We start from the raw sequence: 23336 nt of genomic DNA, 5'->3' as shown, positions 1-23336 counted from the left end.
CGCAAGAGATTCAGGAATTCAGGAGCGAGCCGCCATGGGAAAAGTCACCGGCTTCATGGAGTACGAACGTCTGGAAGAGGGCTATGAGCCCGTCGAGGCGCGTCTCAAGAACTACAAGGAATTCGTCATCGGCCTGAACGTCGAGCAGGCGAAGCAGCAGGGCGCCAGATGCATGGACTGCGGAACGCCGTTCTGCAACAGCGGCTGCCCGGTCAACAACATCATTCCGGACTTCAACGACTTGGTGTACCGGGGAGGCGATGCTGACTGGAAGAGCGCCATCGCGGTGCTGCACTCGACCAACAACTTCCCCGAGTTCACCGGCCGCATCTGCCCCGCCCCCTGCGAGGCCGCCTGCACGCTCAACGTCAATGACGACGCGGTGGGCATCAAGTCGATCGAGCACGCGATCATCGACCGCGCCTGGGCCGAGGGCTGGGTACCGCCCAGACCTGCGAAGGTCAAGACCGGCAAGACGGTGGCGGTCGTGGGTTCCGGCCCGGCCGGCCTGGCCGCGGCGCAGCAGCTGGCGCGCGCGGGCCACAGCGTCACCGTGTTCGAGAAGAACGATCGTGTCGGCGGCCTGCTGCGCTACGGCATCCCCGACTTCAAGATGGAGAAGAGCCACATCGACCGTCGCGTCCAGCAGATGGAAGCGGAGGGCGTGGTGTTCCGCACCGGCGTCATGGTGGCCCACCTGCCCGAGGGATCCAAGGTCACCAACTGGGCCAAGGATGTGGTCACGGCCGATGAACTGACCGAGAAGTTCGATGCCGTGCTGCTCGCCGGCGGTGCCGAGCAATCGCGCGACTTGCCGGTGCCGGGCCGCGACCTGGCTGGCGTGCATTTCGCGATGGAGTTCCTGCCGCAGCAGAACAAGGTGAATGCCGGCGACAAGCTCAAGAACCAGCTGCGCGCCGACGGCAAGCACGTCATCGTGATCGGCGGTGGCGACACCGGCAGCGACTGCGTCGGCACCAGCAACCGTCACGGCGCCAAGAGCGTCACCCAGTTCGAGCTGATGCCGCAGCCGCCGGAGGTCGAGGACCGGCCGCTGACCTGGCCCTACTGGCCGATCAAGCTGCGCACCTCGTCCAGCCACGAGGAAGGCTGCGAGCGCGAGTTCGCGATCGCGACCAAGGAATTCCTCGGCGAGAAGGGCAAGGTCACCGGCGTGAAGACGGTGCGCGTGGAGTGGTCCAACGGCAAGATGGTCGAGGTTCCGGGCAGCGAGCAGGTCCTGAAGGCGGACCTGGTGCTGCTGGCGATGGGTTTCGTCAGCCCGGTCGCGTCGATCATCGATGCCTTTGGCGTCACCAAGGATGCCCGCGGCAACGCCAAGGCGACCACCGATTTCAACGGCGGCTACAAGACGAACGCGGCGAAGGTGTTCGTGGCCGGCGACATGCGCCGCGGCCAGTCGCTGGTGGTCTGGGCCATCCGCGAAGGCCGGCAGGCGGCACGCTCGGTCGATGAGTTCCTGATGGGGGACAGCGCGTTGCCGCGTTGATCAGCCGGATCCAGAAAGCGAAAACCCGCTGTCGTGAGACAGCGGGTTTTTTCATGCCCACGGAGCCGTAGCGAGCGGCTGGCAAGACGAAAAAAAGCCCGGCGGGTGCCGCCGGGCTTCGGTTGTGGAGCGGGCGATCAGAGCGCGCCGTTCGTGCTGTTGCGCAGCGGGATTTCGCGCCAGTTCAGGATCTTGGCGCCGACCGCCGAGCCCTGGTTGGGCTTGCTTCGGCACAGCGGATCGCCCGGGGGGCAGACGTTGCACGTCGGATCCTTCGCATCGCAGGTCGTCTTGGGCGACGAGGGAGTCGACCCGCTGAGGACCAGGTCCACGCCCTCGTCCGTCTTCACGAACAGCATGTCCGTGACGGCGAAGCCCGGATCCAGGTAGGCCGCGTTGTTGGCGAACTGCGTCTGACCGCTGGAAAGATCGATCAGGTAGACACGGCTGACACCACCGGGGTTGCAGGCATCGGCCGTCGACGGCAGCGTCGCGGAGAAGGCGGCGAAGCTCAGGTAGTAGGTCGGGTCATTCAGCACGCGGTAGCCCGAAGGCAGATCGAAGTACCAGCCCGATTTCACCTTGTAGTCGATGCTCGCCTTCTGCGTCAGGTCCGTGAGCTGCACCAGGTTGGCCGAGGTGATCGGGAACACGTTGTTGGTCGGCGCGTCGCCCGAATTGCTGAACTTGGCGACCGTGCCGTCGACGACGCCGTACAGACGCTGCAGCTGCGTGCTGTTGATGTCGTTGGCATTGAGCATCTTGCCGGTGCCGAAGGCCAGGAACCGACGGTAGGTGTTGGTATCGCCGATGGGCACGACCGCCGTGGTGATCGGCTGCGGCGTGTTGTTCGGACCGACCGCGCGAGCCACCTTCACCAGGTTGGGATAGCCATTGCTGCCGGAGCGCAGGTCCGCACGCCAGACATTGCCGCGCAGGTCGCCGCCGTAGACCGACTCGACCACCAGCGTCGACAGGTCGGGATAGAACGGCGTCAGCTGGTTCAGACCGGCTGGATCGCCGGCAGAGGCGTCGTCGGACAGCGCGTCCGCGCTGATCGTCGTGATGATCGCGCCGGTCTTCGGGTTGAGCACGTAGATGCGGGCCTTGCCGGAAGCATTGTTGTGGCCGGTCGGAACCAGCACCACCCAGCCGTGCGTGGCCGTCTTGGTGATCACGGGTTCGCCGAACAGCATGCCCATGTCCGGCGCGGTGAACTCCCACAGCACCTTGCGCACCGCGTCGTCTTCGCTGGTGACGTCCGACAGGTCGGTCAGGTCCAGCGCGTAGACGCTGCGCCCGCCCTTGCCCAGGCCGCCGACGACGATCGTGTGCCAATCGGCGGCACCGCGCTGGCCATCGACATAGCCGAAGTCCACATCCATCGCCGTCGGACGGGCGTCGACGAAGAAGCGGTGGTTGAAGTTGGGATTGCCCAGGATGGCCAGGCCGTCGCTGCCCGGTGTGGCCGGGTTGCTGGGGCCGGCGAACAGCGCGCCCGGGATGTAGGCGAAGATCTCGCGGCCGGCCGTGCTGCCGGTCAGCGAGCCATCGATCACGTGCACCATGCCCGCGTTCGTGCCCACCACCAGGTAGTTCGGACGCTTCTTGGTGGCGACAGCCGCCTTGTACGCCGCGTAGCCAGGGTTGGCACCTTCCGACAGGTTCATCGACGGTTGAGCGACCACGGTGACCTTGGAGTTGACGATGTCGCCTACCAGTGACGAGCGGGTGCGGTACTTGCCGGTGCCCTCGTTCGACTGGTCCCCGCGCAGGTAGTTCACATACTCGTCGGTGGTGTCGGTGGTGTTGTAGCTGGTGACCAGGCCGGCCTGCTGAGCGGAGCCCACGCTGGAGGTCTTCTGGAAGCGCACCGCCCTCTTGGTGTCGGTGTTGTAGGTCACCACTCGACGGTCGTCCTTCCAGCCCGTGCCGGCGAGTTGAGCCGCCAGCTTGGTGGAGAAGCGCCAGGCCTCGACCTGCGTGGTGGCGGTGCTGCCGTTGGCGGCGCTGAGCGTGCTGGCAATGACCTCGCCGGTCCACTGCTTGGCGTCGTACTGAGTGGCGTAGCTGGCCACGCCGGCGGCCGTGATCTGCTGCGAGGCGGTGCTGAAGGCGGTCGAGTACGCCTTCATCCGCGAGGCGATGCTCGCGAATGCGTTGGACAGGCCGCTCACCATCTGGTCCGCCTTGGCGGCCGTGAAGTAGGTGTCGGGGCGCAGTTGACCGCCGACGGTGTCGCTGCTGTCGCCGGTGTGCCACCAGCCTTGCGTCAGGTCCGTCGTGCGGGTCAGCGGGTTGAAGTCCGTCGGCAGGTTGGCGCCACCGTAGCGCGTGGCCAGGTAGTACTGGTTGTTGGACTTGTAGGCGCCGAACTCGAGCACGTCCAGCCAGTACGTCTGCACGGTCTGCATGCCGGCCGAGTTCTTGTCCGATTCCGCGTCCGGGCGGATGTCGGTCGAGTTGGCCCAGTACGCCATGCCCGCGATCAGCGCGCCGTTGTTGTTGCAGCAGCCGTTATAGCCCTGGACATTGCCCAGCGAGGCATTGACGCCGCTGAGCTTGCCCACGCGGTTGGTCCATTCGACGGCATCGAAGGCCTTGTCGTCGGTCACTTCGGTCGGCTTGGTCGGCTCTGAGGAGCCGGTCGCGCCCGGCAGGTTGCGGTCCGCGTGGGTGTTGACGTCGCCGATGCCCAGGATGAAGTTCTTCTGGCAGGAATACTCCATCGGGTCGCCCCAGTTGGAGATCACCGGGAAACCGTCGGCCTGCGCGGCCCGCGTGGTCTTGCTGCTGGGGGCTGAGTAGCTGGCGACGTTGCCGAGATTGCGGTAGTAGCGCAACGCGGCGTAATAGAGTTCGCCGACCGGGTCGTAGGTCTTGTACGAACCCGAGGCGCCGAACTTGTTCAGGTAGTTCATCACCCCGCTGTAACTGACGTTGACCCCGTAGTAGGCGGCCATGTCCGCCACGTCGTTGATGTTCGCGCTCGCGTCGACGTTGGGGTTGTCCACCATGATGCCGGTGTTCGGATCCCATTCGCGTTGCGCGTTCGCGACGGGATCGCCGCCCGGCACCGGTTTGGTCGGACCGACGTACTTCTGGCGCGAGCGCAGAACGCCGCCATCGCGGCCCAGGGTGGCGTCATTGAGATAGCCGAACGCGCTGAACCGGATCTGGCTGGCGTAGTCCTGAATCAGACCCTCCGGCTTGTAGATCGTGTTGTTGGCGTAAGGCTTGCAGTTCTGTTCCAGGTAGCTGTTGTTCGCTGAGCTCAGCGTGTTGTCGCAGACGCGGACGCGGATGTCGATCAAATACGACACGCCGCCATTCCACGAGGACGACGTGGGATCGAAGGCCGTGGGGTTGCCGCTGTTGTTGTCTCCGCTGTTGGAGATGCGCATGCTCACGCCAAGGCCCTGGATACGCATCTTCAGGCCGTTCCAGGCGTTGCCGTTCTGATCCACCAGTGGCGTGGCGCCGGCGACGATGGTCTGCGAGGTGATGGAGCGGTCGGGGAAGTTGCCGGTGTTGCCCTGGCCGCTGGCATAGGCCTTCTGCAGGACGGTGGCCGTCGTCGTGTCGACCACCCGCGACCCACCGGTCAGCGCCCACCGGAACGGGTCGATGGTCTGCATGGTGGCGTAGTTCAGGAAGTTGCCGCTCCACTTCTTGCTGCAGACGTGGCTTGCCGCCTTGGCCGTCGGCGCGAAGTGGTCCACCGGGATCGCGGTTGTGGACTTCCTGTAGTCGTAACACTTGTTGGGGTCGAAGTACCCGAGGTAGGTCGACGCCGGGTTGTAGGTCGCGTCGGTGTGGGCGTTGCTCACGGCGGTCGGATATTCCACCGACAGTGCCAGGGCCAGGTTGCCCGGCACCGCGACGGAGGCGAACACCGGTTTGTCGGCCAGCACGGTCTGCGCATTGGCGATCGACATCGCGGCCAACAAGGCCGCGGCGCCGCTCAGGCGCAAGGAAAGACGAGAGGGGAACATCGAGGGCCTCTGATCAGTTCAAGGTGGTGAACGTACTCTGATAGAACGAGTACGCGTTGTGCGGGCCGGTGACGCGCACGGTGATGCGATAGGTCGGTTGGGGCTGCGGCTTCGGATTGCCGGGCTTGGCCCCGAAGTTGTTGGCCCGGCCCAGCATCTGGCAGTTGGCCGGATCGAAGGCGCCGGTGTTCAAGCACAGCCGGTCGATCAGGTAATGGACGGTGACGTTGTCGCTGGCCAGCTTGATCTCGTTGGCCGAGCTGCCCAGGCCGGACAGCCCGCCGCCGGTGGTCGTGTCCAGCAGCGCCAGCGGAATGCCGGAAGCGTCGCTCGGGAGCATCGTCGCGCTGTAGTTCTGTGCCGCGTTGCTGGTCCAGCGCGCCGAGGTCAGCGCCAGGGCGCCGCCAGGGGACAGGGCCGTGCTGGCGAGGCGGATGGCGCGTTCGCTCTGGTTGGTCATCTCGCGCTTGAAGCCGAAGTAACCGACGCTGGCCAGCGTCACGTTCATCGATTTCATCGCGGCGGCGGCGCCGATCAGAAGCACGGCGAGGGTGATCAGCGCGATCACCATGATCACGCCGCGCTGGCGCTTGGGGAGGGTCGGGGCGGTGGAACGCATGGGAGGCCTCGGGATGGGGACGGCGGCGGACGGGGACGGTCCGCTCAAGGCGGCACCGGACGCGCGGGAGCCGTCAGGATGGCGTTGCGCACCGGCACCGTCAGTTCGATGAGGCGGTAATGGCGAAGCTGCTCGGCCTCGGGGAGCTTGATCGTCGTCTGCATCGCCGCCGGCAAGGCGGAGAACATGGTGAAGGTTCCGGGCGAGACGTATTCCTTGTCGCGCTCGATCCGGTCCCCGCGCACCAGCATCGAGATGCTCACGGCCACGATGTCGGCGCCCAGTGCCGGGGTCGCGGTCAGTCCGGCGGCGTTGTAGGGAGCGGCGGACGGATTGACCCAGCTCGTGATCACGCCGTTGCCCGCGGGCGCCACCCCGAAGCGCACGCGGAAGTCGATCACGTTGTCGGCCAGCGGCACCGGGAGGTCGGCATTGGGGATGTTGTTCATCTGCAGCATGTCGTAGGCGACCAGTTGCCGCTTGTCATTGATGCCGATCAGCTGGAAATGGGGCTGGTTGCCATTGATGTTGCCGAGGTTGGTCACGCTCAAGGGACTGGACACGCCGTAGCTGACCAGGTTGTTGGTCCCGACCGCGGCCGCGTAGTAGGGGCCGTCGAGCGGCACGCCCGGGGCGGCGGAGCCGACGAAGTTCGGCGCCACCTGGGTGATCAGGCAGCGGCGCGAGAGCTCGGTGAGCATCAGCAGGTCGCCGCCGCGAAGGCCCAGCGTGTTGTTCATGTTGAAGGCGTTCACCTGCACGGTGCCGGTGACCACTTCCTGGGGCGCTTCGCTCATGCCCGCGGAGGTGGTCATGATCTGGATGACGTCGGACGGACCGTTGCCGAACTTCGCGTCGAATCCGAGTCCCGCATAGACAACGATGGGCATCGCCGCCACGGCCCCCGGAACGTTCTGGAACGGGGCGGGGAAAGCCGACTGGCGCGGCAGGATCGGCGCGCCATTGCGCGCGACATCGAGCGGGCAGCCGAAGCTCAGGGCCTGGTTCTGGAACAGGCCGGAACCGATGCTGCGCAGCTGGCGGTCCAGGTCGTAGGACAGGTAGCCGCTGTTCTGGGCCAGGTCGGAAGTGGTGGCGCTCTGGCGCTTCGACTTGTCGAAGGCGTTCATCATGATGCCGAGCGCGGCCATGAGCACCAGGCCGATCGTCATCGAGATCAGCAGCTCGACCAGGGTGAAGCCGAAGGCCGCGCGCATGGCGCCACGGCGGAGGAGGGGACGGCGATGCATCGTCATGGTCAGTTCAATCGCACGTCGGTGTAGTACGTACGCGCATCGCCGGCAGGCGTCTTCCACGTGATCGTGATGCGCTTGGTGTTCGCGAGCGTCCCGACCGGCGCATCGGCAACATCGCCCTTCGCGCCGACGAGGCCGGAGGCCGAGACGCGCGCCTGCCATGCAGCGATGGTGGGCGGCAGGCTCGTGTTGTAGAGCCACATGTCGTTGGCCATTTCCGAGGCCAGGGTGGCCGCACGCTGGTTTTCATCGGCGCCGGAACTGGCCTGCGAGGCACGGGCCATCAGCGCGACCAGGCCCACGATGCCGATCGTCATGACCAGCATCGCGACCATCAATTCGATCAGCGTCATGCCTCGGGCGCGCGCCCGGGAAGGGCGCCGCGCGCGACTTGGTGAGAAGGTGTTCATTCGGTGGCCGCCTTGTTGACGGCTTCACAGCCGTCGGGTTCGGAGTCCGACAGCAGACGCTCGCGGTCGCACAGACGCACCGTCCCGCCCAGGGTCACCCAGACGGACAGCTTCTTCTGATTGGCGGCTGTCGAACTGGAGTCGATCCAGTAGATCGAGTTGCCATCGGCATTGACGTTGCAGGAGGCGCCGGCCACCGGGGCGTTGAGCATCACGGGCCGCCCGTTGGGGCCGAAGCAGACTGCCGTCGGTCCGGTGATGGTGATGTTGGAGGTCGCATCCGTCACCGAACCGCACTGGAGCGGCTGCGTGGGCGCGGGTTGGGTGATCAACGGGTTCGCGATCAGCTGGACCACCCAGAATCGGCCCGTGGCCGACGCAGCCGAGTTCAGCGCGCAGCTGGAATCGTCGGTGCGGTAGAAGACCACCGGCTGGTAGGAGTTGATCGCCTGGGCCTGCGCGTTGCGCAAGCTGGTGGAGAGCGAGCTGCCGGCTGTCCGGATCTGGGCATTGGTGGCCCAGGATCTCATCGTCGGCGCGGCCAGGGCCGTCGTCAGGCCGATGATCGCCAGCACGATCATCAGCTCGATCAACGAGAACCCGCGTGACGCGCGGCCCTTCGTCCTCAGCATGCTTCACCCTTCACCATCACCCACCGGCTGGTGCAGGTGTTCCAGCCCGTGGGCGCGCCGGTGGTCTGGCGCTTGTCCGCCTGGTCGACGGTGAAGACGAAATCCTTCAGCAGCGTTTCGGTGCTCGTGGCCTTCAGCGTGTAGGAGCTGGCGCCTGGCGCGTCGCAGCCGATCGTGAACTTGCCGTTCTTGCGCGGCGTCGAGCACGGCGGCGTGGCCGAACCGCTGGCCGCATAGGTGCGGAAGTTCTGGTAGTAGGCTTCCATGTCGGCCCGCATCATCGTCAAGCCGGTGGCCGCGTCGGCGAGGGCGCCGCGCATGTAGTACGACCGGTAGCTCGGCAGCGCGATCGCCGCCAGGATGCCCACGATCGCCACCACGATCATCAACTCGATCAGCGTGAAGCCACGCGACGTGGACCGGCGAGCCGGCGACGAAAAGTTCCCGAACATAAGCGCTCCTGTTTGCTGAAATTATCGGCAGCCGCCCCTGGAAGGCGAGGCCGCTCGTCGTGCCTCGGATTCCGCCCGTCTCGCGGCGGCCTTGGACTGTGACGTCCGTCACGGTTTGGCGCCCGTCGACGCCTTGTGCAAGCGTCGCCGGGCGTCTCGCGCACCGGCCCCGCCCACCGGCAAGCCACGCACGCGGGCCCATTGTGACCAGCGGTTACGCGTCGCGAAGCCCTCGATCCCGGCGTCAATCCCCCTTCATCGGGCTGTCGCATATCGCCACCCCGCCCCAGGTGTCCTCCGGCATCAATTCGGGCTTTACCCTATGATCCCGGCTCCCGGACGCCTGCCGCCCGGCATCGTCCCGGATCTATTCCAAGAAATGGCATTCACCGATCCCTCTTCCTCCCCTGACGCCCGCCCGCTGATCGAGGTGAAGGGCGTGACTGTCGGTTATGGCGACCGGGTCATCCTGAAGGACGTCAACGTCACCCTGCCGCGCGGCAAGGTGATGGCGCTGATCGGATCCTCCGGCGGCGGCAAGACGACGCTGCTGCGGCTGTTGACCCGACAACTGCGCCCGCAGTCCGGGCAAGTGCTGTTCGACGGGCAGGACCTGGCGCCGATGGACCAGACCCAGCTCTACGCCCAGCGCCGGCGCATGGGCATGCTGTTCCAGTTCGGCGCTCTGTTCACCGACCTCAGCGTGTTCGAGAACGTCGCCTTCCCGTTGCGCGAGCACACCCGCCTGCCCGAGCCGATGATCCGCGACCTGGTCCTGATGAAGCTCAACGCGGTCGGCCTGCGCGGCGCCCGTGACCTGATGCCCAACGAGGTCTCCGGCGGCATGGCGCGCCGGGTCGCGCTGGCGCGTGCCATCGCGCTGGATCCCGACCTGGTGCTCTACGACGAGCCCTTCGCGGGCCTGGATCCGATCTCGCTGGGCGTCACCGCCCGCCTGATCCGCGACCTGAACGACGCGCTCGGCCTGACCAGCGTCATCGTCTCGCACGACATCCATGAAACCTTCGGCATCGCCGACCACGTGGTGATGGTCGCCAACGGCGGCGTCGTCGCCCAGGGCACGCCGGAGGAGCTGCGTCACAGCCAGGATCCGCTGGTGCACCAGTTCGTCAACGCCGAGTCCGACGGTCCGGTGCGCTTCCATCAGCCCGCCAAGCCGGTGCGCGAAGACTTCGGGCTGCCCCAGGAGATCTCCGCATGATCGGCCTCGCGACCTCCATCGGGCGCGGCCTGCGCCTGAAGCTCGGCGACTGGGGCTGGTCGGCGCGGCTGCTCGGCGCCCTGCTGCTGCACCTGGGCGCGTGCCTGCGCCGCTTCGCGCTGGTGCGCGAGCAGATCTATTTCCTCGGCAACCGCTCGCTGTCCATCATCGGCGTGTCCGGGCTGTTCGTCGGTTTCGTGCTGGCGCTGCAGGGCTACTACACCCTGCAGCGTTACGGCTCGGCCGAGGCCGTCGGCCTGCTGGTCGCCCTCAGCCTGGTGCGCGAACTGGGACCGGTGGTGGCGGCCCTGCTGTTCGCCGGCCGGGCCGGCACCTCGCTGACCGCCGAGATCGGCCTGATGAAGGCCGGTGAGCAGCTCAGCGCCATGGAGATGATGGCGGTCGACCCGGTGCAGCGCGTGCTGGCGCCGCGCTTCTGGGCCGGCTTCATCGCGATGCCCTTGCTGGCGGCGGTGTTCTCGGCCGTCGGCATCATCGGCGGCTGGCTGGTCGCCGTGCCGCTGATCGGCATCGATGCCGGTTCGTTCTGGTCGCAGATGCAAGGCGGCGTCGACGTGTTCAAGGACGTCGGCAACGGCTTCGTGAAGAGCGTCGTGTTTGGCGTGACCGTCAGTTTCGTCGCGCTGCTGCAGGGATATGCCTGCAAACCCACCCCCGAAGGCGTGTCGCAGGCGACGACGCGCACCGTGGTGTTGTCCTCGCTGGCCGTGCTGGGCCTGGACTTCATCCTGACCGCCATGATGTTCTCGATCTGACGCGCGGCGCGCGGACCATCGAGCCGACAACTGAAATCAAGAGTTCTTCTGGAGTTGCCTGATGCAATCCTCTCGTTATGACGCGCTGGTCGGGTTCTTCGTGCTGCTGGGCGGCGCGGCCCTGCTGTTCCTGGCCCTGAAGGCGGGCAACCTGCTGACGCTCAACTTCCAGGACACCTACACCGTCACCGCCAAGTTCGACAACATCGGCGGCCTCAAGCCGGGCGCGGCGGTCAAGAGCGCCGGCGTCGTGGTCGGCCGCGTGGGCAGCATCGCCTTCGACGACAAGAGCTTCCAGGCCCGCGTGATCCTGAACATGAACCAGGGCGTCGCGTTCCCCAAGGACAGCTCGGCCAAGATCCTCACCTCCGGCCTGCTGGGCGAGCAGTACATCGGACTGGAGCCGGGTGCGGAAGAAAAGAACCTCGCCGCGGGCGACATCATCACGCAGACGCAGTCGGCGGTGGTGCTGGAGAACCTGATCGGCCAGTTCCTCTATAACAAGGCGGCCGATGCCTCCGCGGCGCCGGCCTCGGGAGAGAAACAATGACCACCACCACGACCGGTCCCGCGCTCGGAGCGCGACGGACCGACCTCGCGGCCGCGCTGCTGAGCGCGGCGCTCCTGGGCGCCGCGGCGCCCGCGATGGCCCAGTTCCAGGCCGACCCGGCGATCGCGCCGCCACTGGACGTGACGCTGGCGACGCCGCTGGCCCTGTCGGCCCCCGTGCCGGCCGAACTGAGACAAGCCGCCGCCGACGTCGATGCCGCGGACAAGGCGGCGGTGAGCGCCGCGGACGAAGCATCGGCGCAAGGCCAGGATCAAGCCGCCTCGGCCCCGTCGGGTTCGGCCGCCGAGCCGGCTGCGGCGGGGCAGGCCGGTGCGGCCGCAGCCGCGGCGGATGCGCCGGCGCCGGGTCCGCGCGTGCGCAACCGCCTGGATCCCTGGGAAAGCTGGAACCGCAAGGTCTTCAACTTCAACGAGAAGCTGGACGAGCACGTGCTGCGCCCGGTCGCCACGGCCTATTCGGATCTCGTGCCGCAACCCGCGCGCCAGGCGGTCGACAACTTCTTCGGCAACTTCTCGGACGCCTGGTCGGCGGTCAACCTGTTCCTGCAGGGGCGCTTCAAGAACGGCGCGTCGCAGACGATGCGTGTCGCGGTGAACTCGGTGTTCGGCATCGCCGGCCTGATCGACATCGCCACGCCGGCGGGCCTGGAGAAGACCTCCGAGGACCTCGGTCGCACGCTCGGCTACTGGGGCGTCAAGACCGGGCCCTACATCGTGTGGCCGCTGCTGGGCCCGTCCTCGCTGCGGGACTCGGTGGCGCTGCCGGTCAACGCCTACTATTCGCCGGCCTATCTCTTCGATGACGGCGAATACAAGTTCGCGATCACCGCGCTGCAGGTGATCAACACCCGTGCCAACCTGCTGCGGGTGACCGACATGCTGGATGGCATCGCGCTGGACAAGTACACCTTCGTCCGCGACGCCTACCTGCAGCGTCGCAACATCAAGTCCCACAAGGAACAGCAGGAAGACGATGACGACGACTACGAAGTCATCACCCCGGACGAGAAGCCGGTCAACCCGCAGGGCGACCGCTGATCCTGGCAACAACCGGTAACGCCCGCGGGGGTGGCCGGTGAACCGGCACCGGACCTGCCACGTTGTGGGCCGGTCCGTGTCATGAAGAGAGAGAAAGGACAAGCATGAATGCCACCAAACGACTGCTGCTGAACGCGATCGTGTCGATCGCCGCGCTGAGCCCGCTGGCCTCGTTCGCCGCGGACAACTCGACGCCGGATCAACTGATCCGCCAGCTGTCCATCGAGACGCTGGACGCCGTCAAGAGCGACAAGGCGATCCAGGCCGGCGACGTCAGCAAGGTCATGGAGCTGGTCAACACCAAGGTGATGCCGCACGTGGATTTCCAGCGCATCACCTCGTCGGCCGTGGGCCGCTTCTGGCGCCAGGCCACGCCCGAGCAGAAGCAGCGCCTGCAGGACGAGTTCAAGACCCTGCTGGTGCGCACCTATGCCGGCGCGCTGACCCAGGTGAAGGACCAGACCATCGCGATGAAGCCGATGCGCGCCGCGCCGGAGGACACCGAGGTGGTCGTGCGCACCGAGATCCGGGGCAAGGGCGATCCCATCCAGCTCGACTACCGCGTCGAGAAGACCGACGGCGGCTGGAAGATCTATGACGTGAACGTGCTGGGCATCTGGTTGGCCGACCAGTACCGCAACAGCTTCGCGCAGGAGATCAATGCCAAGGGCATCGACGGCCTGATCAAGTCGCTGGCCGAGCGCAACGCCCGCCCCGCGCCGGCCGCCTCCGCCGCCAAGAAGGGCTGAGGCGATGCTCAAGCTGCCGTCGCGGCTGCGCCTGGACAACGCGCCCGAGGAATGGGCGCGGCTCGAGGGCGCGCTGCGCGCCGAACTGGCGCAGGTCGGCAATGCGGCCGGTCGCGGCATCACGCTGGACGCGAGCGGCCTGAACGACTTCGACTCCGCCGCGCTCAGCCTGCTGCTCAGCGCGCTGCGCCTGTGCGGCCAGGACGGCTGGCAGCTGACGCTGCAGCAGGCGCCGCGCGAGTTGCGTGAACTGGCCCGGGTCTACGCGCTGGAGCATCTGTTCTGGCCTGACGTCGCGGCGCCCGCCGAGATGGCATGACGAGCCAGCACCAATGACGACGGGCCGCGATCAGCGGCCCGTCGGCTTTCTGGGTGGCCGCTTTCGGCGCCGGGCGCCGGGCGCCGGGTGCGGACCGGCCGCCTACTGCGCGTAGCGCTTGGTCCGCAGGTTGCGCTTGATCTCCTGCAGCATCGGCCGCAGGTTCTCGCCCAGGCGCAGCGCGACGCCGGTGGTCAGCACGTCCACCACGATCAGGTGCAGCAGCCGCGACACCATCGGGCTGTAGCGGTCGTAGTCCTCGGGGTGGTCGACGGCCAGCAGCACCTGACCGGGCAGCTGTCCCATCTGCGCCAGCGGGGAGCCACTGGCGGTGATGATGATGGTCGTCGCGCCCTTCTTGCGGGCGATCTCGGCGGCGTCCATCAGGTCGCGGCTGCGGCCCGAGTTGGAGATGACTACCGCGCAGTCGCCGCTGTCCAGCATGGTCGCGCTCATCAGCTGGACGTGGCCGTCACTGCACGCGAAGGTGTTCACCCCCAGGCGGAAGAACTTGTGCTGCGCGTCCTGCGCCACGATGCCGGAGTTGCCGACGCCGTAGAACTCGATGCGGCGGTGCTGGCGCGCGGCCTCGGACAGCGCCGTGATGGCGCGCTCGAAGGCATGGCTCGCCGCGTCGTTGCGGTAATGGAGCAGCGCTGCCACCGCGTTGTCCACCACCTTGACGATCAGGTCGCCGGGCTTGTCGTCCTCGTCGACGGCGCGGTGCACGAAGGGCACGCCCTCGTTGACGCTGCCGGCCAGCTTCAGCTTGAAGTCGGCCAGCCCGTCGTAGCCCACGCTGCGGCAGAAGCGCACGACGGTGGGCTTGCTTACGTGCGAGCGGTCGGCGAGCTCGCTGACGGGCAGGTTCGCGAACGAGCGCGGATCCGCCAGCAGCAGCTTGGCGACCCGCTGCTCCGCCGGCGGCAGTGCCGGCAGCGCGGCCTTGATGCGTTCGAGCATGCTCATCGCGTCAGCATTCCTCGATCCACGAGTGGCCGTCGCGCGCCACCAGCGCGCTCGAGGCCGGCGGGCCCCAGCTGCCGGCGACGTAGGTGCGCGGGCCGGTGCTGTCCTGCTTCCAGAAGTTGAGGATGGGCTCGACCCAGCGCCAGGCCTGCTCCTGCTCGTCGCTGCGCACGAACAGGTTCAGGCGCCCGGCGATCGCGTCCAGCAGCAGCCGCTCGTAGGCGCCCACGCGGGTGTGGGCGAAGGCCTTGTCGAAGTCCAGGTCCAGCGAGACCGGGCTCAGCGCCTCGTTGCTGGAGCCGCCCTTGTTGGCCATCAGCTGCAGCTCCAGGCCGTCCTCGGGCTGCAGCTTGATGATCAGACGGTTGGGGCAGCTGCCGCCCGGGAAGATCGGATGCGGCACCGGACGGAAGTTGATGACGATCTGCGCGTCGCGCGCCGCCAGGCGCTTGCCGGTGCGCAGGTAGAAGGGCACGCCAGCCCAGCGCCAGTTCTGGATCTCGGTCTTGAGCGCGACGAAGGTCTCGGTATGGCTGTCGGCGGGGATCTTGCCCTCGTCGAGGTAGCCCGGCACCTGCCTGCCATCGACATTGCCGGCGCGGTACTGGCCGCGCACCACGTCGCGTGCGACGCTCTCGGCGGTGAAGGGCTTGAGCGCGCGCAGCACCTTGAGCTTCTCGTCGCGGATGGCGTCGGCGTCGTTGGAGGAGGGCGCCTCCATCGCGATCATCGTCAGCAGCTGCAGCGCGTGGTTCTGGATCATGTCGCGCAGCGCGCCGGTGCCGTCGTAGAACGGCCCGCGGGTGCCGACGCCCAGGCCTTCGGCCAGCGTGATCTGGATGTTGGCGATGCTCTCGCGGCGCCACAGCGGCTCGAACAGCGCGTTGCCGAAGCGCAGCGCCATCAGGTTCTGCACCGAGGGCTTGCCCAGGTAGTGGTCGATGCGGAAGGCCTGCGTCTCGGTGAACACCGACCGCACCACGCGGTTGATCTCCTGCGCGCTCGCCAGGTCATGGCCCAGCGGCTTTTCCAGCACGACGCGCACCTTGTCGCCGTTCAGGCCGGCGGCGCCGAGCTGCTGGCAGATCTGGGTGAACAGGTGCGGGCTGGTGGCCAGGTAGAAGACCACGGTGTCGGCATTGCGCTCGCCCAGCCACTCCTTGAGGCGCGCGTAATGGTCCGGCTGCGAGAGGTCCATGCGGCGGTAATGCACCAGCTCGGAGAAGCGGGCGAACTCCTCGTCGTTGGGCCGCTTGCCGGCCTCGACTTCCTGGAAGCGCTCCTTGAGCCACTCGCGGTAGCGCTCATCGGACTGGTCGTCGCGCGCGACGGCCAGGATGCGGCCGCCCTCGGGCAGCTTGCCGTGCCGGAACGCCTGGAAGAGCGCGGGCATCAGCTTGCGCCAGGTCAGGTCACCGGTGCCACCAAAAAAGACGAGATCGAAGGACATGAGCGCGGCGCCCGCATCCGGGCGTAAGAGTTGTTGGCGATGTCTTGATGTAACGGAGTTACCGGAATTATGATGCCCCAGTTTCTTGGGCCGGTCAACGTGCGCGGAGCCTCCGGGCAGCGGACCACAAGCAGTTCTAATAGGGGGTTTCCCCGTCTGCGTCGAGGGGCAAAGCCCATACCCCGACGCGCTCCGTCCCGTTCCCGACCCTCCCAGGCGTCCACGCACATGAACCAGCTCGAACAACTCAAGGCTTTCACCACCGTCGTCGCCGATACCGGCAACTTCAAGCAACTGGCCCAGTTCACTCCGCGTGACGCGACGACCAATCCGTCGCTGATCCTCAAGGCGGTGCAGTCGCCCGACTATGCCCACCTGCTCGAGGACACCGTCGCCGCCAACAAGACCGACGCGCTGGACCTGGTGGTCGACAAGGTGCTGGTCGCCTTCGGCCTGGAGATCCTGAAGGTCGTGCCGGGCCGTGTGTCGACCGAGGTGGACGCGCGCCTGAGCTTCGACACCGTCGCGACGCTGGCCCGCGCGCGCCGCCTGATCCAGATGTACGAGGACGCCGGCATCGGCCGCGAGCGCGTGCTGATCAAGATCGCCTCGACCTGGGAAGGCATCCAGGCCGCGCGCGAGCTCGAGCTCGAAGGCATCCGCACCAACCTGACGCTGCTGTTCTCCTTCTGCCAGGCGGTGGCCTGCGGCGAGAACGGCATCCAGCTGATCTCGCCCTTCGTCGGCCGGATCTACGACTGGTACAAGAAGTCCGCCGGCGCGAACTGGGACGAAGCGGCCAACGCCGGCGCGAACGATCCCGGCGTGAAGTCGGTGACGGCGATCTACAACTACTTCAAGAAGCAGGGCATCAAGACCGAGGTCATGGGCGCGAGCTTCCGCAACGTCGGCCAGATCCAGGCGCTGGCCGGCTGCGACCTGCTGACCATCAGCCCCGACCTGCTGGCCCAGCTGCAGGCCAGCGAGGCCCCGCTGACGCACGCGCTGGACGCGGACGCGGCCAAGGCGCTGGATTTGCCCAAGGTCTCCTTCAACGAAGCGGCGTTCCGCTTCGCCCTCAACCAGGACGCCATGGCCACCGAGAAGCTGGCCGAAGGCATCCGCCTGTTTGCCGCCGACGCCGGCAAGCTGGACCAGATGATCGAAAGCCTGCGATGACCGAGTCCCCGCGTTGCGACCGCAGCCCGACCTGGGCAGCCCTGCAAAGCCATTTCCAGCAATCCGGCCGCGCGTTCGACGTGCGCCAGGCCTTCGCGGCCGACCCCGGCCGCTTCGCGGCCTGGTCGCTGCAGGCGCCGGAGGTGTTCGCGGACCTGTCGAAGAACCGCATCGACGCCCGCACGCTGGAACTGCTGCTGCAGCTGGCCCGGGACGTGAAGCTCAAGTCGCAGCGCGAGGCGCTCTTCAACGGCGACCCCATCAACGCGACCGAGGGTCGCGCGGTGCTGCACACGGCGCTGCGCGCGCCGGCCGGCCAGGGGCCGTTCTCGGACGAGGTGCAGGCCTCGCTCGATCGCATGCTCGCCTTCGCCGATCGGGTGCGTGACCAAGCCAGCAGCGGCATCACCGATGTCGTGCATATCGGCATCGGCGGCTCGGACCTCGGTCCGGCGATGGTGGTGCAGGCCTTGCAGTCGTATGTGCCGGCGGGGCTGAAGCTGCATTTCGTCTCCAACGTGGACGGGCACGACCTGGCCCCGGTGCTGCGCGGTCTCGATCCGAAGACGACGCAGTTCATCGTCGCGTCCAAGACCTTCACGACGCAGGAGACGCTGGCCAACGCGATGGCCGCCAAGGCCTGGTTCCTGAACAGCGGCGGCACCGACATCGCGCGGCATTTCGCCGCGACGACCAGCAACGCCAAGGCCGCGGCCGAGTTCGGCATCGATACGACTTTCGGTTTCTGGGACTGGGTCGGCGGCCGCTACTCGCTGTGGTCGGTGATCGGCCTGCCGATCGCGATCGCGGTGGGCTCGGCCAACTTCCGCGCGTTGCTGGCCGGCGCGCATGCGATGGACCAGCACTTCCGCAGCGCGCCGCTCGAGAAGAATCTCCCCGTGCTGCTGGGCCTGCTGGACGTCTGGTACCGCAATTTCCATGGCTTCAGCAGCCGCTCGGTGGCGCCGTATCACCAGGGCCTGCGCCGGCTGCCGGCCTATCTGCAGCAGCTGGAGATGGAAAGCAACGGCAAGGGCGTCGACCGCGCCGGCGATCCGCTGAGCTTCGGCACCAGCCCCGTGGTCTGGGGCGAGGCCGGCACCAATGGCCAGCATGCCTACTTCCAGATGCTGCACCAGGGCACCGACGTGATCCCAGTCGAGTTCATCGCGGTGAAGACGCCCAACTTCGGTGACCACGTGCGGGGTGAACTGCTGGACAAGCTCAAGGACCAGCACGTCAAGCTGCTCGCGAACTGCCTGGCGCAGTCGCAGGCGCTGATGCAGGGCAAGACCGCCGAGGCCGCGCGCGCCGAGTCGGCACCCACCGCGTCCAAGGCTCTGGATCCCGAGGTGCTCGCCCGCCATCGCAGCTTCCCGGGCAACCGTCCGAGCACGACGCTGCTGCTGGACGCGCTGACGCCGTCGTCGCTGGGCGCGCTGATCGCGCTGTACGAGCATCGTGTGTTTGTCAGCGGCGCGATCTGGAACATCAACAGCTTCGACCAGTGGGGCGTCGAACTCGGCAAGGCGCTGTGCAACAGCCTGCTGCCGCGCTTGACCTCCGGCGACGCGACGGGCCTGGACGGCTCGACCGCCGGGCTGCTCGCCAAGGTGCGCGGCTGATCCCCTTCTCCCTCAGCAGTAAAGATCCCCACAGATGAAGATCGTGTTCGACTTCGGCGCGGTGCTGTTCCACTGGCATCCGCCGAGTTTCCTGGCCCGCGTCTGGGCCCATCGCGTTCCCGATGAGATCGAGGGCGCCGAGGTCGCCAAGCATTTCTTCCAGGCCTACAGCGGCGACTGGGGCGCCTTCGACCAGGGGCTGATCGACGCGCCGACGACCGCCGACCGCATCCACGCCCGCACCGGCTGGCCGCGCGAGGAGATCGTGGCGGTGATGGACGCCGTGCCGTCGGAACTCAAGCTGATCGAGGGCACGGCCGCGTTGATCCGCGACCTGAAGGCGCAGGGGCACACGCTGCACTTCCTGTCCAACATGCCGGAGCCGTACGCGGACTATCTCGAGCAGACCTTCCCGCTGAAGGACTGGTTCGTGTCGGGCGTGTTCTCGGGCCGGGTGAAGGAGTCCAAACCGTCGAAGGCCATCTTCGATCTGGCGCTCGAGCAGTTCGGCGCGAAGGCGGACGAGGTGCTCTTCCTCGACGACCATCCGGCCAACATCGCCGCGGCGAAGGCACTCGGGTGGCACACCCACCTGTTCACGACGCCCGAGCTTGCTCGCCAGGACCTTGTGCGGCGGGAGTTGCTCCCCGCTTGAGACGCGCAATGAAGAACCGGCCCGAGGGCCGGTTCTTTCATTTGGAGGCGTCGTCCTCGTCGACGGTCGTCGGGGGCGCGGCCACCCGGAAGGACTCGTCGGACCAGTGGCCCAGGTCGATCTGCCGGCAGCGCTCGCTGCAGAACGGGCGCCAGAGGTTGTCCGGCGAGAACAGGCTGTCGCCGCCACAGGTCGGGCAGGGGACGATGCGCGGCGCCGGGGTGGCGGGAATGAATCGCTCGGTCATGACGGTACGGCTGTCAGGAACACAGGGTGAGTTCGAAGGTGGCGTCGACCGGCGCGGGTTTCAAGCGCCCGTCCTCGTCCTGGCGCATCAGGCGGATCGAGACCATCAGACGGTGGCCGCTGATTTCCGGAATCAGTCCCAAGCTGGGGTCAATGCGCATGCGCAGCAGCTGGAAGCTGCGACCCGGCGGCAGGCTCTGCTGGTACTGGCCGCCGTGCGCCGCCACCTTGTGCGGCGAGCCACTGTCCCGCAGCAAGCCCAGCAGGACGTTGAGCGCCTCGGCCATCGGCATCAGCGTCTGGGCCCACTGCATGAGGTCATTGCGCCGGCGCACCGGCAGCAGTTGCTGCCAGGCGTAGTAGGCCGGCAGGTCGAATTCGCAGGTGCCGCCCGGGATGGAGATCCGGCTCCGGATGCTCATCAGCCATTCGTTCGTGGTGAGCGCATGGCCCGCCTTGCCCGGCAACTGGTTGAGCTTGTCGAACGCGGCGTCGATCCGGCCGACCACCTCGTCCAGCACCGCTTCCGAGACCGCGGGATTGCCGCGGTAGCCGTTGAACTGCGTGCGGTGGCGTTCCAGCTCCTTGAGCAGGTCGGCCTTCAGGTCGGCGCGCGAGGCGACATCCATGACCTCGAAGATGGTGGCCAACGCGAAGTGGTGATCCATCGCGGTGTCGCGCGCCATCAGCTGACCGAGCCGATCGAACAGGTGTTCGAGTCTGAGCATCGTGCGGATGCTCTCGTTGAACGGATATTCGTAGAGGACCAAGTCGACCATCCCTTTGCGGCAAGGGGCCATTGTTCCACAGTGCGCCGATGCATCACCCTGGCCGGGTGAGGGGTGGTCAGAACAGGGGACTGGTCAGCAGTTGGCCGACTTCTTCTCGCAGTTGCGACAGGGTCAGGCCGTCGTTGTGGATCACCGCATCGGCGGCGGCGCGACGCTGCGCCCGCGTCGCCTGCTGGGCGAGGATGGCCCGCACGGCGCCCTCGCTCAGGCCGGACCGGGCCATCACCCGGGCGATCTGGGTGGACTCGTCGCAGTCGACCACCAGCACGCGGTCCACGAGGCGTCGCCAGCGGCCCGACTCGACCAGCAAGGGCACGTCGAAGACGACCCGCTGGCCGGGCACGGCGAGCGCGGCCTGCCGCGCCGTCTCGGCGCCGATCATCGGATGGAGGATGCCTTCGAGCGCCTGTTTGGCAGCGGGATCGCGGAAGGCCAGGTCGCGCATCGCGGCGCGGTCCAGCGCGCCATCGCTGGCAACGAACGGTCGGCCGAACCAGGCTTCGATCGCCGCCATCGCGCCCCCGCCCGGGGCCGTCAATGCGCGCGAGATGGCGTCGGTGTCGACCAGCAGCGCGCCGCCAAGTTCCACCAGCGCGGCCGCGACGGTGCTTTTGCCGCTGCCGATGCCGCCGGTGAGTCCGATGCGCATGGGAGGCCCGGCGGACGGGATCAGATCGCCTGCAGACCGAGCCAGGCGGTGACTTCGGCGGTGCCGATCAGCAGCACCGCGAGCCCGCCGCCCGCCAGGAACGGGCCGAACGGGACATAGCGGCCCTCGCGCAAGCCGCCGCGCAGCTTGAGCGCGATGCCGACCACCGCACCGATCAGCGAGGCGAACAGCGCGACCGGCAGCACCATCTGCCAACCCAGCCACGCGCCCAGGGCGGCCAGCAGCTTGAAGTCGCCGTAGCCCATGCCTTCCTTGCCGGTGGCCAGCTTGAAGATCCAGTAGATCGACCAGAGCGACAGGTAGCCGGCCAGCGCGCCGATCAGCGCGTTAGGCAGGGACACCGGGATCCAGCCCGCATGCGCGGCGACCAGTCCGGCCCACAGCAAGGGCTGGTTGATGCTGTCCGGCAGCAGCGTCGTGTCCCAGTCGATCCCCGCCAGCGCCACCAGCGCCGCCGCGAAGCCGCAATAGAGCAAGGCGCTCGGTTGCGGGCCCAGGCGCCAGGCGATACCGGCGAACAGCAGGCCGGTCAGCAGTTCGACGAAGGGATACCGCGGCGAGATCGGCGCCTTGCAGGCGGCGCACTTCCCGCCCAGACGCAGCCAGCCCAGCAGCGGCAGGTTCTCGTGCCAGCGCAGGGCGTGACCGCAATGCGGGCAACGGGAGGCCGGCCGGATCAACGAGAACGCGGGCTGGCCGTCCAGGGCTTCCCGCAAGGGGACGACGGAGGCGGCCAGTTGCCTGGCCTTGGCCTCATCCAGCCCCGCGTGAGTGCGCAGGTCGTCTTCCTGGGCCAGTTGGTCCGCGCAATCGGACAGCCAGGTCCGATGCAGCATCACCGGCGTCCGGTAGATGACCACGTTCAGGAAGCTGCCGACGCACAGGCCGATCAGGCCGAGGTAAGCGGGCGACAGCAGCGCTTCCAGCAGGCTCTGGTCCAGCACTTACACCACCGCGCCGAGCTTGAAGATCGGCAGGTACATCGAGATCACGATGCCGCCGATCAGCGTGCCCAGGAACACGATGATGATGGGTTCCATCAGGCTGGACAGCGCCTTCACCGCGTCGTCCACTTCTTCTTCGTAGAAGTCGGCGGCCTTGCCGAGCATGTGGTCCAGCGAGCCGGACTCCTCGCCGATCGAGGACATCTGCAGGACCATGATCGGGAAGATGCCGGTCGTCTGCATCGAGGTCGTCAGCGACGCGCCGGTGGACACGTCACGCTGGATCTTCTCGGTCGCCTCGACGAACACCGCGTTGCCGGAGGCGCCGCCCACCGAGTCCAGCGCTTCCACCAGCGGCACGCCGGCGGCGAACATCGTTGCCAGCGTGCGCGTCCATCGCGCCACCGCCGACTTGTAGATCAGTTGGCCGAAGACGGGGATCTTCAGCAGCAGCCGGTCCATGAACTTCTGCATCTTCTCCGAGCGTTTCCAGCTCTGGAAGAAGAAGTAAAGGCCGCCGCCGATGACGCCGAAGATCAGCCACCAGTAGGCGACGAAGATCTCGGACATGGCCATCACGAACAGCGTCGGCGCGGGCAGGTCGGCGCCGAAGGACTTGAACACGTCCTTGAAGGCCGGGATCACGAAGATCATGATGACTGCTGTCACGACGAAGGCCACCACCAGCACCGCGATCGGGTAGGTCAACGCCGACTTGATCTTGCCCTTCAGCGCGACGGTCTTTTCCTGGTAGATGGCCAGGCGGTCCAGCAGCGCTTCGAGAATACCGCCCTGCTCGCCGGCCTCGACCAGGTTGCAGTACAGCGCGTCGAAGTAGAGCGGATGCTTGCGGAAGGCCGCCGACAGCGAGGTGCCGGTCTCGACGTCCTGGCGGATGTCGGTCAGCAGCTTGGTCAGGCGGGGGTTGGGACTGCCCCGGGCGACGATGTCGAAGGCCTGCAGCAGCGGCACGCCGGCGCGCATCATCGTCGCCAGCTGGCGCGTGAAGACGGCGATGTCCTTCTGCTTGATGGACTTGCCGCCCGAGCTGCGCCGCTTCTTGACCTTGGTGACCAGGATGCCCTGGCGCCGCAACGAGGCGCTGATGACGGCTTCGCCGCCAGCGCGCATCTCGCCGCGCACGATCTTGCCGTTGCGGTCCTTGCCTTCCCACTCGAAGACGAATTCCTTGATGTTCTTGCTGGTCGCGCTCTTGCCGCTTGCGGTGGTCGTCGCCATATCACCTCCTGCCGTCGCGC

At 67.2% G+C, this 23336-nt stretch carries 23 protein-coding genes; 10 read left to right on the top strand and 13 right to left on the bottom strand.

All coding sequences use genetic code 11. The annotated features are described in order from the left end of the window. The first annotated feature begins 34 nt into the window (after positions 1–34). A complete protein-coding gene (locus tag FHT37_RS15000) occupies positions 35–1510 on the top strand; it encodes a glutamate synthase subunit beta (protein ID WP_091727211.1) in 1476 nt (491 codons plus the stop codon). Positions 1511–1647: 137 nt separating this feature from the next. Here the strand turns inward: FHT37_RS15000 and FHT37_RS14995 are convergent, their stop codons facing one another. From FHT37_RS14995 to FHT37_RS14970, 6 genes are read right to left on the bottom strand one after another with little or no spacing between them, the layout of a single operon-like run. Continuing rightward, positions 1648–5505 carry a pilus assembly protein gene (locus FHT37_RS14995; protein WP_183482524.1) on the bottom strand — a complete coding sequence of 1286 codons (3858 nt, stop codon included), beginning with the start codon at positions 5503–5505 and terminating at the stop codon, positions 1648–1650. A gap of 13 nt (positions 5506–5518) precedes the next feature. Next, on the bottom strand, positions 5519–6124 hold the full coding sequence (locus tag FHT37_RS14990; protein WP_091727204.1) for a hypothetical protein: 606 nt from the start codon (positions 6122–6124) through the stop codon (positions 5519–5521). A 44-nt stretch (positions 6125–6168) separates the two neighbouring features. Beyond that, the gene (locus FHT37_RS14985) at positions 6169–7380 is read right to left on the bottom strand and encodes a PilW family protein (RefSeq protein ID WP_175538346.1); all 1212 of its coding nucleotides are present in this window, start codon (positions 7378–7380) and stop codon (positions 6169–6171) included. Positions 7381–7382: 2 nt separating this feature from the next. Then, a complete protein-coding gene (locus tag FHT37_RS14980; RefSeq protein WP_091727198.1) occupies positions 7383–7790 on the bottom strand; it encodes a prepilin-type N-terminal cleavage/methylation domain-containing protein in 408 nt (135 codons plus the stop codon). Then, a complete protein-coding gene (locus FHT37_RS14975) occupies positions 7787–8422 on the bottom strand; it encodes a GspH/FimT family pseudopilin (protein ID WP_147239778.1) in 636 nt (211 codons plus the stop codon). Before FHT37_RS14975 ends, FHT37_RS14980 begins: the two co-directional genes overlap by 4 nt. Further along, complete coding sequence (locus tag FHT37_RS14970) at positions 8416–8874, bottom strand: type IV pilin protein (RefSeq protein WP_091727192.1); 459 nt, start codon at positions 8872–8874, stop codon at positions 8416–8418. The genes FHT37_RS14975 and FHT37_RS14970 overlap by 7 nt, the downstream gene beginning before the upstream one ends. Before the next feature lie 379 nt (positions 8875–9253). Between FHT37_RS14970 and FHT37_RS14965 the strand changes: the two genes are divergently transcribed. From FHT37_RS14965 to FHT37_RS14940, 6 genes are all read left to right on the top strand, one after another. After that, positions 9254–10096 (top strand): ABC transporter ATP-binding protein, encoded by an 843-nt coding sequence (locus tag FHT37_RS14965; RefSeq protein ID WP_183482518.1) that lies wholly within the window; start codon positions 9254–9256, stop codon positions 10094–10096. Then, the gene (gene mlaE / locus FHT37_RS14960; RefSeq protein ID WP_183482516.1) at positions 10093–10872 is read left to right on the top strand and encodes a lipid asymmetry maintenance ABC transporter permease subunit MlaE; all 780 of its coding nucleotides are present in this window, start codon (positions 10093–10095) and stop codon (positions 10870–10872) included. Before FHT37_RS14965 ends, mlaE begins: the two co-directional genes overlap by 4 nt. Before the next feature lie 61 nt (positions 10873–10933). Then, on the top strand, positions 10934–11422 hold the full coding sequence (gene mlaD, locus FHT37_RS14955) for an outer membrane lipid asymmetry maintenance protein MlaD (protein ID WP_091727179.1): 489 nt from the start codon (positions 10934–10936) through the stop codon (positions 11420–11422). Continuing rightward, entirely contained in the window at positions 11419–12480 is a 1062-nt protein-coding gene (locus FHT37_RS14950) for a VacJ family lipoprotein (protein WP_091727174.1), read from the top strand. The genes mlaD and FHT37_RS14950 overlap by 4 nt, the downstream gene beginning before the upstream one ends. A gap of 104 nt (positions 12481–12584) precedes the next feature. After that, entirely contained in the window at positions 12585–13229 is a 645-nt protein-coding gene (locus FHT37_RS14945) for a phospholipid-binding protein MlaC (protein ID WP_183482514.1), read from the top strand. Between the two features lie 4 nt (positions 13230–13233). After that, positions 13234–13548, top strand: a complete 315-nt coding sequence (locus FHT37_RS14940) for an STAS domain-containing protein (RefSeq protein ID WP_091727166.1) — start codon at positions 13234–13236, stop codon at positions 13546–13548. A gap of 102 nt (positions 13549–13650) precedes the next feature. On the opposite strand, the gene FHT37_RS14935 is transcribed toward FHT37_RS14940, so the two are convergent. Both FHT37_RS14935 and zwf read right to left on the bottom strand, forming a co-directional pair. Next, positions 13651–14511: a MurR/RpiR family transcriptional regulator gene (locus FHT37_RS14935; RefSeq protein ID WP_183483032.1), complete on the bottom strand. Its 861-nt coding sequence runs from the start codon at positions 14509–14511 to the stop codon at positions 13651–13653. Between the two features lie 10 nt (positions 14512–14521). Continuing rightward, positions 14522–15967 carry a glucose-6-phosphate dehydrogenase gene (zwf, locus tag FHT37_RS14930; RefSeq protein WP_183482512.1) on the bottom strand — a complete coding sequence of 482 codons (1446 nt, stop codon included), beginning with the start codon at positions 15965–15967 and terminating at the stop codon, positions 14522–14524. 228 nt (positions 15968–16195) lie between these two features. Between zwf and tal the strand changes: the two genes are divergently transcribed. Genes tal through FHT37_RS14915 form a run of 3 tightly spaced genes read left to right on the top strand, consistent with a single transcriptional unit; the run spans position 16196 to position 19426 of the window. Beyond that, a complete protein-coding gene (tal, locus tag FHT37_RS14925; RefSeq protein ID WP_091727162.1) occupies positions 16196–17146 on the top strand; it encodes a transaldolase in 951 nt (316 codons plus the stop codon). Beyond that, the gene (pgi, locus tag FHT37_RS14920; RefSeq protein ID WP_183482510.1) at positions 17143–18771 is read left to right on the top strand and encodes a glucose-6-phosphate isomerase; all 1629 of its coding nucleotides are present in this window, start codon (positions 17143–17145) and stop codon (positions 18769–18771) included. Before tal ends, pgi begins: the two co-directional genes overlap by 4 nt. Before the next feature lie 34 nt (positions 18772–18805). Further along, the gene (locus FHT37_RS14915) at positions 18806–19426 is read left to right on the top strand and encodes an HAD family hydrolase (RefSeq protein ID WP_147240033.1); all 621 of its coding nucleotides are present in this window, start codon (positions 18806–18808) and stop codon (positions 19424–19426) included. Positions 19427–19463: 37 nt separating this feature from the next. Here the strand turns inward: FHT37_RS14915 and FHT37_RS14910 are convergent, their stop codons facing one another. From FHT37_RS14910 to FHT37_RS14890, 5 genes are all read right to left on the bottom strand, one after another. Then, positions 19464–19673: a DNA gyrase inhibitor YacG gene (locus tag FHT37_RS14910; protein ID WP_091727156.1), complete on the bottom strand. Its 210-nt coding sequence runs from the start codon at positions 19671–19673 to the stop codon at positions 19464–19466. Positions 19674–19686: 13 nt separating this feature from the next. Beyond that, positions 19687–20442, bottom strand: a complete 756-nt coding sequence (zapD, locus tag FHT37_RS14905; protein WP_091731524.1) for a cell division protein ZapD — start codon at positions 20440–20442, stop codon at positions 19687–19689. 76 nt (positions 20443–20518) lie between these two features. Then, entirely contained in the window at positions 20519–21112 is a 594-nt protein-coding gene (gene coaE / locus FHT37_RS14900; protein WP_091727154.1) for a dephospho-CoA kinase, read from the bottom strand. Positions 21113–21132: 20 nt separating this feature from the next. Continuing rightward, positions 21133–22074: an A24 family peptidase gene (locus tag FHT37_RS14895; protein ID WP_255489737.1), complete on the bottom strand. Its 942-nt coding sequence runs from the start codon at positions 22072–22074 to the stop codon at positions 21133–21135. 3 nt (positions 22075–22077) lie between these two features. Beyond that, the gene (locus tag FHT37_RS14890) at positions 22078–23316 is read right to left on the bottom strand and encodes a type II secretion system F family protein (protein ID WP_147240031.1); all 1239 of its coding nucleotides are present in this window, start codon (positions 23314–23316) and stop codon (positions 22078–22080) included. Positions 23317–23336: the final 20 nt, after the last annotated feature.

The sequence above is a fragment of the Mitsuaria sp. BK037 genome (assembly GCF_014193045.1).
GTDB lineage: Bacteria > Pseudomonadota > Gammaproteobacteria > Burkholderiales > Burkholderiaceae_C > Roseateles.
The sequence above is the reverse complement of the archived record's forward strand: the minus strand, read 5'-3'. Positions and strand labels throughout refer to the sequence as shown.